This is a genomic window from Neolewinella aurantiaca, from assembly GCF_008014675.1.
Lineage (GTDB): Bacteria > Bacteroidota > Bacteroidia > Chitinophagales > Saprospiraceae > Neolewinella > Neolewinella aurantiaca.
This window is the reverse complement of record NZ_VOXD01000022.1, coordinates 44,415-59,214: the sequence shown is the minus strand read 5'-3', so window position 1 is coordinate 59,214 and position 14,800 is coordinate 44,415. Positions and strand designations below refer to the sequence as shown.

The following is a 14,800-nucleotide window of genomic DNA, read 5'->3' as shown; positions in this document are numbered from 1 at the left end:
TAAAGGAGTCCTGTTATTTCGCTGCCAGACTACGTGACTATTTGACTAACTTTGCGCCTTCAAAACCGCAAGGCTACATGACCGAGAGGAAAATTAAATCAGCACTGATCTCCGTATACCATAAGGACGGCCTTGGCCCGATCGTGGATACTTTGAATAATCTGGGAGTGACTATTTACAGCACCGGTGGAACGGAAACTTTTATCCGTGACCGGGGCATCAAAGTCGTACCAGTAGAAGACCTGACCGGATACCCATCCATTCTGGACGGCCGGGTAAAAACCCTTCACCCCAAGGTACACGGTGGCATCCTGGCCCGCCGTGAGGAGGACCATCTTAGCCAGCTGGCTAAATACGATATTCCCGAAATTGACCTGATTATCGTTGACCTGTACCCCTTCGAGGAGACGGTTGCGAATACAGAGGAAGAGGAACTCATTATCGAGAAAATCGATATTGGAGGAATTGCCCTGATTCGTGCTGCAGCGAAAAATTACAAAGACGTAGTGATTGTTCCCAGCCGGGAAGATTACGCAACTCTTCAGCACATTCTGGACGAAAAGGGAGGTGTTACCGAGTTGACTGATCGCCGGCAGTTGGCACGTCGTGCTTTCGCAACGAGCAGCCACTACGACACGGCTATTTTCAACTACTTCAACGAGGATGGAGGCCTGCCTGCCCTGAAGATCAGCCAAATGAACGCAACGCCATTGCGTTACGGTGAAAACCCTCACCAGGAGGCCACCTTCTTCGGCCGGATGGACGGAATGTTCACCAAGCTGAATGGTAAGGACGTAAGCTACAATAACCTCGTTGACATCGACGCGGCTGTAGGGATGATGCGGGAATTCCAGAGTGGGGACCCCGCATTCATTATTTTAAAGCATACCAACGCCTGCGGCGTTGCTGTGCGGCCCACCCAACTGGAGGCTTGGCAAACAGCACTTTCGTCCGATAACGTCTCGGCCTTTGGTGGGATCCTGATTACCAATAAATCCGTTGAACTGGGAACTGCCCAGGAAATCGATAAACTCTTTTACGAAGTGTTGATCGCTCCGGACTTTACCGATTCTGCCCGTGAGTTGCTCAGCAAAAAGAGCAAGCGCATCTTGCTTCAGTTCCATCACCTTGATCAGCAGACGAAGAGTTTCAAAACTCTGCTCAACGGCGTAGTCGTACAGGATACGGATCTCAAGACCGAGGGCGCTGCCGATTTCACAGTTGTGACGGACCGCGAGCCAACAACGGAAGAGGTGACCGATCTCGTCTTTGCCAATAAGTGCGCCAAGCACCTTAAGTCCAATACCATCGCTTTGGTTAAAGATAACCAGATGATTTCGATGGGCTGCGGTCAGACGAGTAGGGTAGACGCGCTGAAACAGGCGATTCAGAAAGCTGAAACCTTTGGTTTCAGTACGAAAGGTGCCGTGATGGCATCTGACGCCTTTTTCCCATTCAGCGATTGTGTCGAAATCGCCCATGATGCGGGTATTACCGCGGTCGTACAGCCGGGAGGTTCTATTCGGGACAAAGATTCCATCGCCGCATGCAATGCAAGAGGCATGGCCATGGTGACGACGGGAATTCGTCATTTTAAGCATTAAACCAAATTTTTAACGCCTGCTTAAGAACCGCGACCACCCCGTCGTGCGTCTTATGGGCGACTTTACCAATGATGGGCACCACATCGGATCATCAGCTAGCCATTGATATTGGAAATACTTCGGTCAAGGCCGGAGTGTTCCTCGATGGGTTTCTGACCGGGCCGGTTACCCGCTTTACGGACCAGGAATGGGAAGTAGCGGACCGGATGGTAACCAACCTTGGGGTTAAAAACATCATCTATTCCACGGTGGCAAACGTGCCACCTGCTAAGTGGATGGATAAATGGAATCAGGCGGGTCGGTTTACACTGGCCCTGAAACCTGAGCTGCCGCTGCCGTTCACCTCGTTATACGAGACGCCGGCAACGTTGGGTCAGGACCGTATCGCAGCGGTGGCAGGAAGCCTTTCGCTTCCAACTTCCTCTGCACCTGCGGCCGCGCCTGCTGAACATCTGCCCGCCCGGCTTATCGTCGACGCCGGTACCTGTATTACCCTCGATCTGATTGATGGCGATGCCGTGTACTACGGAGGAAACATAAGCCCGGGAGTTCGGATGCGGCTGAGATCGATGCATGATTTCACCGCGAGACTGCCTCTCGTTGAGCCGGGAAGCCTCTCCGGCGAAGTGGGCCGTTCTACCGAAAAGGCACTCCTTCACGGAGGACAGTTCGGTGCAGCTTACGAGATAGAAGGTCTTTTCCTCAGACTACGCGAAACTTTCCCCGATCTGGAGTTGATCCTGACTGGAGGAGATGCGGCGCTGTTGGCTGGCTTGCTTAGCATTCCTAATGTTATTTACCCCAATCTGGTCCTGCACGGGCTTAATCAAATACTGTCATATTATGTTCAACACCAATCGTAAATCAAGTCTGCTCCCGTTGCTGCTTCTGCTCTTGTGTGGAGGCTTTAGCAATGTGGCTCAAAGCCAGGTGTCGAACGCTTCCGATATTCGACCCAAGCTGAACAGCCCGCTAAGCCGATTCGGATTGGGTAACCCCGTGGACCAGTTCTATGCTGCTCAGGCAGGAATGGGAGGTCTTATGAGTACATATCAGGATGCTTTTCACCTCAACATTCAGAACCCCGCCACCCTTGCCAGTTTGCAATCAACCAGCTTTGAGGTAGGAGGGTACGGCCGCTCTGCAAATCTTTCTGATCGGAACTCATCGGTGAATACCTGGCAGGGTAACCTGCGCTATATCTCACTCGGTTTCCCGTTGCGGAACCCCATCAGCCTCAACCTTGCACGGCAGCAAAACATCTGGAATGGTGGTATGGCGTTCTCGCTTATCCCGACTTCTGACGTGGGGTACGACCTCCAGATTGATGACGACGATCCTGATTTCGGAGAAACTTCCAATACACTGAAAGGTACGGGAGGTACTTATCGTTTCTCCTGGTCTACGGCACTTCGTTACAAATACCTGTCGGGCGGACTGAACGTGAACTACAATTTCGGCAAAATAACCAACAGTCGCGTTGTCACCTTCAATGATATTGAGGAAGCGCTCGCCAGTGAGTTTGTTGAGGATGTAGCTATAAAAGGATTCAGCCTCGGTTACGGTCTGCAGTATGCATACAACTTCAAAGACCTGGATAAGAACGGTGAGATGCGGCCCAATGGTAAACGAATCATTATTGGTGTTAACGGAAGCATCGGTAATGAGATACGCACTGACGCAAGTTTGTTGTTCCGTCGCTTTAGTCCCACCGGACAGTTGGCGGTACAGGATACGCTGAACTCCGCAACGAGCCAGGAAGGAACACTGAAACTGCCAACGTCTTACACCGTAGGTCTGGCCTACGAGAAGATCAACAAGATTTATGTCGGAGTAGAATACGGTAGTACTTCTAACAGCGAATACCTTAATACTTCTTCGCCGGAGACATTGTTGGACGCCAATCGTTTTGCTTTTGGCATCCAGTATATACCGAATGCCAACTCCTACAACAAATTTACACAACGGATCAGGTACCGCGCCGGGCTTCGGCTCGAAGAGGACGGCCGGTCTGTAGATGGTGTGCAAGCACGCCGGAATGCTGCTACAATCGGTTTAGGACTGCCTTTCCGTCTTCCACGTCAGCAAATCTCGTTTGTGGATCTTGCGTTGGAAATTGGTAAATTTGGCGTTCCTGATATTTTGGACGAAAACTACATACAATTTACACTGGGTTTCTCTCTTAACGATAACTCCTGGTTCTTCAAACGCAAACTCAACTAAAAAAACCAACATGAATACTTTCATTCGCTTCGCCAGCCGGGCCTTCGCTCTGCTTCTTGTGGTCAGTGCAAGCATGAGCCTCAACGCTCAGTGTGCTACCTGGAACGATTCGCCTGACAAGGAAACGGCGGAAAACGCTCACGTGTCTTACCGTAATTTCGTTAAAGACGCTCAAGATTTTACCACCCTCAGCGAGGAGGAGTTCAATGCTGCCTTCAAAGACTGGCAAACGGCATACGGTATTGCGCCGGCAGCTGACGGTCAGCGTCCTTTCCATTACATCGACGGTCGCGAATTCTACCGCGCTATGGCCAAGAATGCAACGGATGACGCCAAGAAGAAGGAATACAACGACCGCGTTATTTCCTTCTACGACGAAGAGCTCGAGTGCTACCCTAACAACAAGGCTTTCTTACTAGGACGCAAGGCATATGATATGTTCTACCTGCAGGGCTACAGTATGGAAGGAATCGACCTCTTTGAGGAAGCTATGGAGGCTGGCGGTAACGATACTGAGTACATCGTCCTTGCGCCACTGGGTCAGCAGCTCAATTACTACTTCAAAACGGAGAAGATCGACAATAAGCGTGTCCGCAAGCTCTACGATATGGCAACCAAAATCGCGGATGTGAACATCGACAAAGGTGATGCCTACGCTCAGTACTGGGAAGCAGGAAAAGCGAACCTGGACGCCAGCGTTCTTGAGTTTGCCGATCAGATCTTCGACTGTGCTTACTTCAAAGAAACGCTCATCCCTAAATTTGAGGAAAACCAGGAGGACTACGAAGTAGTGAAATACATCCTCTCCAAGCTCAAAGATCAGGGCTGTCCGGAAACTGATGCCGACGTACAGCGCGTTCAGGCCAAGTACGATGCAATCTACGCAACCCTCAAAGGGGAGCAGGAAGAAAAGCGCCGCCAGATGAATCCACTGTATGACGCCAGCATCCTGATGGACGAAGGCGACTACGCAGGAGCAATCAAGCGTTACGAGGACGCTATCGAAAGCGCAGACAGCGACGAAAAGAAAGCTCAGGCCTACTACCAGATCGCTTCTGTTCAGTCCAGCAAACTGCGCCAGTATGGCGCTGCCCGCCAGAATGCAAACAAAGCTGCTCAGCTCAATCCGGGCTGGGGTAAGCCATACCTCATGATTGGTGACATCTACGCCCGCCTCGGTAGTAGCTGTGGTGATTCTTACCAGCAGCGCCTTGCCGTTCTCGCTGCGATCGACAAGTACAACCAGGCTAAGCGTGTGGACAGCGAGGTGAGCGGCGACGCTAACCGCCGGATTGCTAACTACCGTAGTTCTATGCCTATCAAGTCTGAAGCGTTCCAGCGTGGAGACAGTGAGGGTGATCGTATCAAGGTAGGCTGTGGTATCGGCGAAACCGTTACTCTGCGTTTCTAGACCTTATATATATAGGTCTCTGTTTTACAGTGTGCCGATGAAACGGCCCGCCGGGAAATATTTCCTGGCGGGCCGTTCCTGTTTACAGAAGCTTACCTCTGTTCTGTGGTGACCAATCAGGGCTATTCGGACACCAACAATCATCAGGCGGGAGCGCAGGTGCAAAAATGTGTGGATGAGCAAAGTTTGGAAATGCCGGCCCTGGTGCGCTAACGCAAAGAAATTGAATACTTTAGGTAAAGCCGTGTTCGCTCCTCAGAAAGGAAAAAATCATAAAATTCTTCCTGGGCTTTGTGAAAGCGATTTCTCTTAGTAGCTTTACGCGATAAAAGTGACCTAATGTTTAGCTAAGCCTAGTGTTTTAGCGATCTGTAACCATAATTTAAGTCCTTCTACGGGAGGCGACCTGTTTAATCTTTTAAATCGTAATCTTATGAAGCAAGCAAGACAATTGCTTATGTTGGCCATCTGCTGCCTTTTCAGCTTTGCGCTAACAGCACAATCCTACGCTGGTTCCAGCGTGGGCGATCCCATTCCTGCAGTAGGCACCGGTGGAGCTCCTTTCACCCCTACCGTAGTTACTTTTGACGTTGGTGCTTCTGGCATCATCAATGAAGATGTGGTTTTCCAGGTAGAAGTTGATCTTGTCCACACTTGGGTAGGCGACCTTTACATCGACCTCACTTCTCCTGCTGGTACCGTACACACCCTTACTTTTGGTAACGGTAGCCTTTCGGACAACCTCGAGAATGTTGTTTTTGACGATGCTGCTGGCATCAACATCCAGGACGCTGCAACTCCTTACGCTAACGCATCTTACGTTGCTGAGCGTGGTTTCCTTAACGCTGCTTTCGGCGGTGAGGAAATGGGCGGTACATGGACAATGAACATTTACGACCTTGCTGGCGGTGACTCCGGTACTATGGGCGTATCTGCTATTGTTGTTTCTCCTTTCGTATCTGCCATCACTGTTCCTGAAGAGGAAGTAAACCTCGCGGGTATCAACTCTCTCAACCTTACACTTACTGATGGTTGTGAAGGTCTGGTAATTCCTGAAATGGTTCTTACTGGTGACTTCGACGCTGACGGTAACGGATTCTCCGTTCCTGCTTCAGCTTTCGATGTTGTAGTTATGGACAGCAACCCGAGCAACGGCCCGATCGTTGACGGTTGTGGTACTTTCCAGTACCGTGTTACTGTTAACAACGACAACGGTCCTGATGTAAACTTCGGTTTCACCGGCGACTACGACCCAGCTGGTGGTAACATCACTGTTACTGAAGGCGGTCCTACCGTATCTGCAAGTGCTGAAGCTTACACCATTACTGGTGTAGATGGTGGAGGTACTTCTACTGTTGACATTTCTTTCATCGACAATGGTTTCGCATCTTTCGTTGTTGAAGGTAACCGTCAGGCAGTTGGTGATTTGATCGACTTCTTCCAGGTGACTTTCGAAGGTGTTCTTGTTTACCAGAACTCTTTCCAGGACCCAATCAACGGTGATGATGGACTCGTTCCTTTCCGTGCTAAAATCAACGAACTCGAAGTTTCTGCCGGTGACGTTGTAACCCTTCTCTTCACTGAAGACGCTGAGGACGACGGAATCGTTACTGAAGTTTCCCTGACTGACTTCTCTTTCTCTACTGCTGCTGACCAAGGCGCTTTCGGTGTTACTGGTTTCGTTACCACTTGGGGTACAGTTAACGCTGAAGACAAAACTGCTCCTGCTGTAGTTGAGACTCCTGCTAACATCAACCTCCTTTGTGTTGACCTCGACGGCAACAACCTCTCTACACTTCCTACAAGCGTTAGCCGCTGCTACCGTGTGAATGCTTCTACTGGTACCACTATCCCCGGTACTATGGCTTCTGCACTGAACGCTCGCCTTCGCGCCCTTACTAACGCTCCTGTTGTACCAACCTTCACTGACGGTTGTTCTGACGAGATCGAAGTATGTGTAAGCGACGCCGTTGCTTACGGTGCCGATCCTGCATGTGATGACGTAATCATCACCCGTACTTTCGTTGCAACTGAAATCGCTGTTTGTCCTTCTGCTGCTGGCGAGGGCAATCCTTCAGTTTCTGCTTCTTACACCATCACTTTCGAGCGTCCATCACTTGACGACCTCGACGGTGACAACATCGAAGATGTTGTTTACTACGAAAGCTGTGGCGCTGACCCATCTGTACGCCCTGCTCCCCGCACCCAGGACTTCCCGTTCCTCGCTGTTGGCGATCGTACTTTCAACCTGTCTACTGGTTCTGCCGTATGTAACATCGGTGTGACTTTCGAAGACGGTCCTTCTATCGTTACCTGCCCGAACACTTACAAGTTTGTTCGTACTTACACTGTAATCGACTGGTGTGAGCCAGGAGACGTTCGCACTTTCACTCAGGTAGTAAAAGTTGGTGACACCACCGCTCCTACTTTCGTTGGTCCTAACGTACAGACTGACGCTGACGGTACCCTCGTTTACGGTACTAACGCTGGTAACATCTGTGCTGCTTACATCCGTCTTGACGATGTAACTGTAACTGACAACTGTGACGGTGACGTTACTATCTCTGCTGAGATCTTCCCTAACGGCGACCTCACTGCTGCTCCAATTGGCGCTTTCACTGTAGTTCCTGGTGGATCTCCTGAGCTTACTTCTGCTATCCCAGCTGGTACTCACATCCTCCGTTACACTTACTCTGACGTTTGTGGTAACACCGGTGTAACCGACTACGACTTCCGCGTTGAAGACCAGACTCCTCCTGTTGCTATCTGTGAGGACGGCCTGAACATCTCTATCGCAGGTGGTGCTAACAACGGTTTCGCTGTACTGACTCCTGAAAACATCGACAACGGTTCTTACGATGACTGTTCCGGTGTAACTCTCGAGATCGCTCGTGTTACTGCTACTAACCTCGCTATCGGCGGTTACGGCCCACAAATCACTCTGACTTGTGACGATCTTGGTACTGTACGTGTTGGTCTTAAAGTGACTGACGCTCTTGGTAACATGAACTTCTGCTGGTTGGACGTTCTCGTTGAGGACAAGCTTGCTCCTACTTGTGTTGCTCCTGGTAACACCACTATCACTTGTGTTGAGTACAACGCTAGCCTCCCTAACGACATCACTGACGCATCTTTCGCTCAGCTTGACGCTCTCTTTGGCGAAGCTGCTGGTGTAGACAACTGTGGTACTACTATCACTCAGACTGTTTCCGGAACGATCAACAGCTGTGGCGTTGGCCGCATCACTCGTCGTTTCACTTCTACTGACGACGCTGGTTTCACCAACACTAACATTTGTAGCCAGATCATCGACGTAATCGGCATCCACGACTACCGTATCACCTTCCCAACTGATGAGTCCGGTGACTGTATGGAAGTACCTTCTTACGACGCTGTTGTAGCTGAGGAACTTGCTTGTGACCTGATCACTACTACTGTTGACGTTGACACTCTGCGCACGCAGGACGCTGGTGAGGAATGCTTCAAGCTCCGCCTTACTTACGACGTAGTTAACTGGTGTGAGTACAACTCACTCGGTGAGCCTTACGTGATCCGTCGCGACGCTCCTGGCGCTTTCGACCGTACCCGCAACCCACGTGACATCGAAGAGGACCTCCTCTACGTAAACGTTACTCCTGGTGCTAGCACTGCTACTATCAACGACGACGTAGCATTCTACAGCCTGATCGGTACTGACCGTATCTTCAACCCAGCTCCATCTGCTCAGGGTGACGTTGCCCTTGGTGACAACGGAAGTGGTGACATCAACGATGACAACACTTACGGTACTAACGTATACGACAGCCGCGGTTTCTTCCGCTACACGCAGTTCATCAAGATCTACGACGAAGTAGCTCCTGAAATCACCTTCACTGAGCCAGCTGAATGTTTCGCTGGATCTGGCGAAGGCTGCCGTACTACTGTAACTCTCGAGTTCACTGCTACTGACGAGTGTTCTGACGCTGTTGTTTCTGTTGAGCTTGACGCCAACTTCACCGGTGCATTCGTTGCTGACAACGCTGCTGCCCTTGGTGTAAGCGTAAGCGTAGCTAACGACGGTGACGGAAACTACACCGTAACTGCTACCAACGTACCAGTTGGTGACCACGCTATCCGCGTTCGCGCATCTGACGGCTGTGGTAACTTCGACGTTCAGATCATCGAGTTCTGTGTAACTGCTGACAAGTCGCCTACTCCGATCTGTATCCAGACCCTGACTGTTACCCTGATGGACGACGGCAACGGTGGCGGCATGGCTGCTATCTGGGCATCTGACTTCATCGCTTCTCCAATCGTTGACTGCTTCGGTAACGTAGTAGACAAGTACAGCCTCTACCGCTCCAGCGAAGCTGGTGCTGCTGGCTTCACTCCTGTAGTTGGTGTTCTTGGCATCGACGACATCGACTGTGATGACTTCGACAACGGTACTGTAAGCGTACGTGTATACGCATTCGACGACAACGGTTCTACTCCTGACTACTGTGAAGTAATCATCGAGGTACAGGACAACATGGGCCACTGTGACGGTTCTACCGGCAACCTGTCCGGTCTGATCGCTACTCAGAACGACGAAGCTCTTGAAGGTGTAGAAGTAACCCTGACTGGTGCTAACGGTATGGACGCAATGTCTATGACCAACGCTGGTGGTGACTTCGAATTCAACAGCCTCCCGCTTGGTGGTGACTACACTATCCAGCCTGCATTCGACCGTGCTTTCGAAGCTTCTGAAGTTAAGTCTTCTGACGTAGTTGCTATGATCGGCCAGATCCTCGGTACTACTTCTTTCGAGAACGCTTACGACTTCATCGCTGCTGACGTTAACCGCGACATGGAGCTGAACGTATTCGATGCAATTGCTACAACTCAGCGTATCCTCGGTCTTGAGGACGGCTTCGAAGGTGGCAACTGGGTATTCGTTACTGTTGACACTGAAGTAAACGTAGCTAACCCTTACGGTGTAGCTTTCCCTGAGGTGTACAACGTGAACGACCTGGAGGGTAGCCTCCGGAACGTAAGCTTCGTTGCTATCCGCCTCGGTGATGTACGTAACGGCGCTGGCCGTACTGCTCAGACCCTGAACGTAGAAGATGCTCAGCTCGAAGCTGGTCAGGTTTACTCTATGGAACTGAACGGTACTGAACTGGCTGCTTTCCAGGGTACTATCGAACTGGCTGCTGGTCTGGAACTCGTTTCTGCTGACTACACCGGTGAAGGTGCTATCAACCTGAACAACGCTGCTGAAGGTCTGATCGCTGTTGCTCTTCGCAACAACGCCAGCCTCACACTTGAAGTACGCGCTACTGAAGCCGTTACTCTGAGCGAGCAAGTTAGCCTGACTGACGCTATCACTGTACGTGAAGGTGTTGCTGCTAACGGCGTATCTAACGGTCTGGAACTTAGCTTCGCTGGTGTTTCTTTCGAAGTTGCTAACAGCCTCGAGCAGAACACTCCTAACCCCGTTGCTAACGTAACTACTATCGCTTACACTCTTGCTACTGCTGGTAAAGCTACCCTCAACATCCAGGATGTACAGGGTCGTACCATCATGGTACGTGAGTTGGAAGGTGTTGCTGGTCGTAACGTAACTACGGTTGACGTTAACGAACTCGGTGGTGCAGCTGGTATCCTCAGCTACACACTGACTGCTGGTGACTTCTCTGCTACCAAAAAGATGGTTGTTGTTCGCTAAGAACGGCTAATCCATAAGCCCTCCTTTACTGGAGATGAAAGGCGGCCCCTTCGGAGAAATCCGGAGGGGCCGCTTTTGTTTTTTCCGGACAACTCCGCACGGAGGCCTGAGGAGAGACCGCTGTTGACAAGCTCTCATTTATGAGGAGCTCCCGGTTGTCTTAGGAAGAAAAGAGGAACATGAACAAAATTCCGTACTTTGCAGATGAATACTTTGCCCTGATCGTTGAAGATTAAGGAGGGGTGTTTTGAAAGTGTATGGAATACCACCTGGTTGAGGGTGCTGACCTTCCGACCAACTATAACGATTATATATCCATGTGGAAAAATCTTAAGTCTTACTTCATCGTCGAAGAAGAGGGCGGCCCGAAAGTGGCAAAAACATTGCCCGATAAATCAAAGCCTGTAGAGGGAGCCAAGGGCTCTGCTACCCCGAAGGGGGCACCTGTTGCACCTGCGCCCCCGCCTGCTCAGCGCACAGTGTCGGGTAGCGTTAATGATCGTTCGGTGAAAGTTCTGATGGAGGCAATGGAGGCTAACAATCTGCCTGGATTCGATTATCTGGAATACAAGAAGTCGCTTCAAAACCTGAAGAAGATGGATTTTACCGATAGTATTCGATTTCAGACAGCATTTGCCACGGCGCAGAGTATGGGGGTAACCCCGGGGCATCTGCAGGAATCTGCGCAGCACTACCTTTCTGTTTTAGAGAACGAGCACAAGAAGTTCTCCAATGCGCTTAAGGCGCAGCGTGCGGCTCAGGTCAATAATAAGGAGGCTAAACTCCAACAAATTGATGCTGATATAAAGCGGCAGGAGGCAAAAATTAAAGAGTTGCAGTCTCAAATCGAAAAATCCCGGGCAGAACAAACTAAACTGCGGGAAACGATAAAAGGAAGCGTAGACAAATTGGCCAAAACCCAGGCTGATTTTGAAACCACACTTAGTGTGATTACGGATGGTATCCGCAAGGATATGGCAAACATGAAAGAATTCCTGAAATAGTCGATGTTTTCGGGGCGCTCGTCGATGAGGATAAACCTGCGGCGGTTTTATTCCTTTTGTTAAGGCGCGGTCCGTTGATTACCTTTGACCGTTTAGTTAAACTACTGAAAAGAAAAAATTATGGAAGCACCACAGATGAAACCAAAATCTTTCTGGAAAAAACCAGAAGGGATTACTGGTTTGCTTTTTCTGGCAGCACTGGTCGGAGGCGTTGGCTTTCTGGCTGTTTCATTACCCTGGGCAACGATTCTGGCAAGTACATTCTACATGGCTGCGACAATCGCGGTTCTTGGTGTGCTTATTTACATGGTGCTCGATCCTAAGATGCGTAACCTTATATTCTATGCTTACAAGAGCGTGATGCGTGCCATCACCGGTATGTTTGTGCAGATTGACCCAATCGGCATTTTGAAAACTTACGTAGAGGAGTTGCAGAACAACCTGCGCAAGATGAACAAGCAAATCTCCCAGCTTCGTGCTCAGATGCACAAGCTCAAGGAACTGATCGTAAACAACGAGCGGGAGATCAAGAATAACCTGCAGATTGCCGGTAAGGCTAAGGAGACCAATAAGCGTAATGTGATGATTCTGAAGAGCCGCCGTGCCGGCCGCCTGAAGGACAGTAACATGCGTCTGGAGGAGCTCTACAAGAAGATGGAGGTACTCTACCGGGTACTGACGAAGATGTACGAGAACAGCCAGATTCTGGCGGAAGACATCAAAGATCAGGTGATGGTGAAAGAGCAGGAGCGCAAAGCGATCCACGCCAGCCACGGCGCGATGAAGTCTGCGATGAGTGTCATCAACGGTGACCCGGACCAACGGGCAATGTTTGATATGGCGATGGAAAACATCACCGAAGACGTTGCTAACAAAGTTGGTGAAATGGAACGTTTCATGGAAATGTCCGCCAATTTTATGGATTCCGTTGACCTCCAGAACGGCGTCTTCGAAGAAGAAGGCATGCAGATGCTCGAGCAGTGGGAGAAGGAGTCCACAAGCCTTCTGCTTGGAGAGGAGAAAGACCAACTTCTACTTCAGGCTCAGAGCGACAACGAAGTGCTCGATCTTGATGCGCCCGTTCCGGAACGGGCACGGCAAAGCGGAAGCAAGAACCAGTACGATTCTTTCTTCGACTAATTAATGAGATCAACTAAAACCGGTCTGGTACGGATACTTTCTGTGCCAGACCTCTTTTTTACCCCGTCGGAGAAACCGGCGGATAACCAACACTCACACTGATATGGCACGCCTGACAACATTCAGCAAGCTTCTCATTACGATTCTTATTCTTTTGGCCCTGGTATTCGGCTTCAATTTCCTTACCAACGGCAAGCTGCTCAGCGGCGTTCTGGGAGGAGATGAAACAACCGTTGAAGCAACAGACGGAGGGACAGGAACCTCAACCACAGGAAGTGCGACTACCGGGAGTAGCTCTGGTGATCCCATCCGGGTAGGAGTAGTAACCTGGGGCGGGTACGCCGGAGGTCAGTACTTCAATGAAGGCTTTAAGGCTACCAACCAAAGCCGGTTCAAAAAAGAGTATGGCATCGACGTAGAGTTCGTACTGAACGATGACGTTGTATCGAGCCTCAATGCCTGGAAGAACGGTGACATCGATGTGCACTGGTACACTATTGACGCTATGCCAACGATCATGCCGGAGATGAAGGATTTTGATCCGGTTGTTCTCTGGCAAGCTGACTGGTCGCGGGGTGGTGATGCGATTGTAGTTAAGCGTGGGATCAATTCTGTTCAGGACCTGCGTGGTAAAACCGTGGCGGTAGCTGAACTGACGCCCAGCCACTCTTTCCTATTGTGGTTACTGGACGCTGGAGACCTGAAGCCAGAGGATATCAAAATTGTTGCGCAGCCATCCGCCATCGAGGCCGCGGCAGCATTCAAAAGCGGGCAGGTGGATGCTGCTGTAGTCTGGTCTCCGGATGATGAGCTGAGCGTTCGTTCCGTTCCGGGATCCAAAATTCTGGAAAGTACCCGTTCCGCGTCTAATATTATTTCCGATGTATTCTTCGCCAAGCGCAGCTACGCTGAGGCGAACCGGGACCGTCTTCAGAAGCTATACGAAGGGTGGATGCGCGGTGCCGCGGAGATCAACTCCAGCGCTGCAGCCAAGCAAAAGGCAGCTAAAATCCTTGGCCGGGAAATGTCGCTTTCTGAAGCTGACGCCCTGGGGATGATGAACAATGTACGTCTGACCACACACGGCGATAACGTCAACTTCTTTTCCCAGAACTCAGATTTTCGTGGTGTAACCGGTGGTGACCTGTACCGCCGCATGGCTCAGGAATACAAAGACCTGGGCTTCATCAACAGTAGTATTGCTCCCTTCCGCAGCGTAGCTTACGGCGGCAACCTGGTGTCTGAAGCAAACGCCCGCCTGACGGGTAGCGAGCATGCAGGAGAAGGGCGAACGGACTTCGCCCCGGTAACCGAAGAAGAAGGAACCGACAAAGAAGCCATTGCGACCAAGCGCATCAGTATCAACTTCCCTACCGGCGTTTCGACTCTTGACGATAACGCTAAGCAGATCATCGATGAAGAATTTGTACCAATTGCGAAAGCGTTTGGTAATGCCCGTATCCGGATTGAAGGAAACACGGACAATACCGGATCGCTTGCAACCAACATCGCACTCAGTAAAAGACGCGCTCAGGCAGTAGCGGCTTATCTCACCCGGGAATACAATATGGATAACGATCGTTTCATCATTGTCGGTAATGGCCCGAATAAGCCAATTGCCAACAACTCCAGCGAAAGCGGGCGGGCGCAGAACCGCCGTACAGATTTTGAGATAGTTCGTTAAACTCTTTATCAAATAAATATATTCGGGAATCAGGGGCAGGCGGAA

The 14,800-nt window shown here is 50.5% G+C and carries 8 protein-coding genes; all 8 read left to right on the top strand.

The window, feature by feature from the left end:
- Window positions 1-77: 77 nt before the first annotated feature.
- Window positions 78-1,604: a bifunctional phosphoribosylaminoimidazolecarboxamide formyltransferase/IMP cyclohydrolase gene (purH, locus tag FUA23_RS14485; RefSeq protein WP_147931471.1), complete on the top strand. Its 1,527-nt coding sequence runs from the start codon at window positions 78-80 to the stop codon at window positions 1,602-1,604.
- 68 nt (window positions 1,605-1,672) lie between these two features.
- Window positions 1,673-2,467: a type III pantothenate kinase gene (locus FUA23_RS14480; RefSeq protein ID WP_147931470.1), complete on the top strand. Its 795-nt coding sequence runs from the start codon at window positions 1,673-1,675 to the stop codon at window positions 2,465-2,467.
- Entirely contained in the window at window positions 2,448-3,827 is a 1,380-nt protein-coding gene (locus FUA23_RS14475) for a hypothetical protein (protein WP_147931469.1), read from the top strand. Before FUA23_RS14480 ends, FUA23_RS14475 begins: the two co-directional genes overlap by 20 nt.
- 10 nt (window positions 3,828-3,837) lie before the next feature.
- Window positions 3,838-5,238, top strand: a complete 1,401-nt coding sequence (locus tag FUA23_RS14470; RefSeq protein ID WP_147931468.1) for a UDP-N-acetylglucosamine--peptide N-acetylglucosaminyltransferase SPINDLY family protein — start codon at window positions 3,838-3,840, stop codon at window positions 5,236-5,238.
- Window positions 5,239-5,671: 433 nt separating this feature from the next.
- A complete protein-coding gene (locus tag FUA23_RS14465) occupies window positions 5,672-10,927 on the top strand; it encodes a proprotein convertase P-domain-containing protein (RefSeq protein ID WP_147931467.1) in 5,256 nt (1,751 codons plus the stop codon).
- Between the two features lie 257 nt (window positions 10,928-11,184).
- Window positions 11,185-11,931 carry a coiled-coil domain-containing protein gene (locus FUA23_RS14460; protein WP_147931466.1) on the top strand — a complete coding sequence of 249 codons (747 nt, stop codon included), beginning with the start codon at window positions 11,185-11,187 and terminating at the stop codon, window positions 11,929-11,931.
- A gap of 135 nt (window positions 11,932-12,066) precedes the next feature.
- Window positions 12,067-13,071: a hypothetical protein gene (locus tag FUA23_RS14455; RefSeq protein ID WP_246144234.1), complete on the top strand. Its 1,005-nt coding sequence runs from the start codon at window positions 12,067-12,069 to the stop codon at window positions 13,069-13,071.
- A gap of 103 nt (window positions 13,072-13,174) precedes the next feature.
- Window positions 13,175-14,755, top strand: a complete 1,581-nt coding sequence (locus tag FUA23_RS14450; RefSeq protein ID WP_147931464.1) for a phosphate ABC transporter substrate-binding/OmpA family protein — start codon at window positions 13,175-13,177, stop codon at window positions 14,753-14,755.
- Window positions 14,756-14,800: the final 45 nt, after the last annotated feature.

Bases quoted from the DNA above. Each gene is read 5' to 3' on its own strand.
- FUA23_RS14475 (WP_147931469.1), top strand. From the start codon at position 2,448: ATGTTCAACACCAATCGTAAATCAAGTCTGCTCCCGTTGCTGCTTCTG.
- FUA23_RS14460 (WP_147931466.1), top strand. From the start codon at position 11,185: ATGGAATACCACCTGGTTGAGGGTGCTGACCTTCCGACCAACTATAAC.
- purH (WP_147931471.1), top strand. From the start codon at position 78: ATGACCGAGAGGAAAATTAAATCAGCACTGATCTCCGTATACCATAAG.
- FUA23_RS14455 (WP_246144234.1), top strand. From the start codon at position 12,067: ATGAAACCAAAATCTTTCTGGAAAAAACCAGAAGGGATTACTGGTTTG.
- FUA23_RS14480 (WP_147931470.1), top strand. From the start codon at position 1,673: ATGATGGGCACCACATCGGATCATCAGCTAGCCATTGATATTGGAAAT.
- FUA23_RS14470 (WP_147931468.1), top strand. From the start codon at position 3,838: ATGAATACTTTCATTCGCTTCGCCAGCCGGGCCTTCGCTCTGCTTCTT.
- FUA23_RS14465 (WP_147931467.1), top strand. From the start codon at position 5,672: ATGAAGCAAGCAAGACAATTGCTTATGTTGGCCATCTGCTGCCTTTTC.
- FUA23_RS14450 (WP_147931464.1), top strand. From the start codon at position 13,175: ATGGCACGCCTGACAACATTCAGCAAGCTTCTCATTACGATTCTTATT.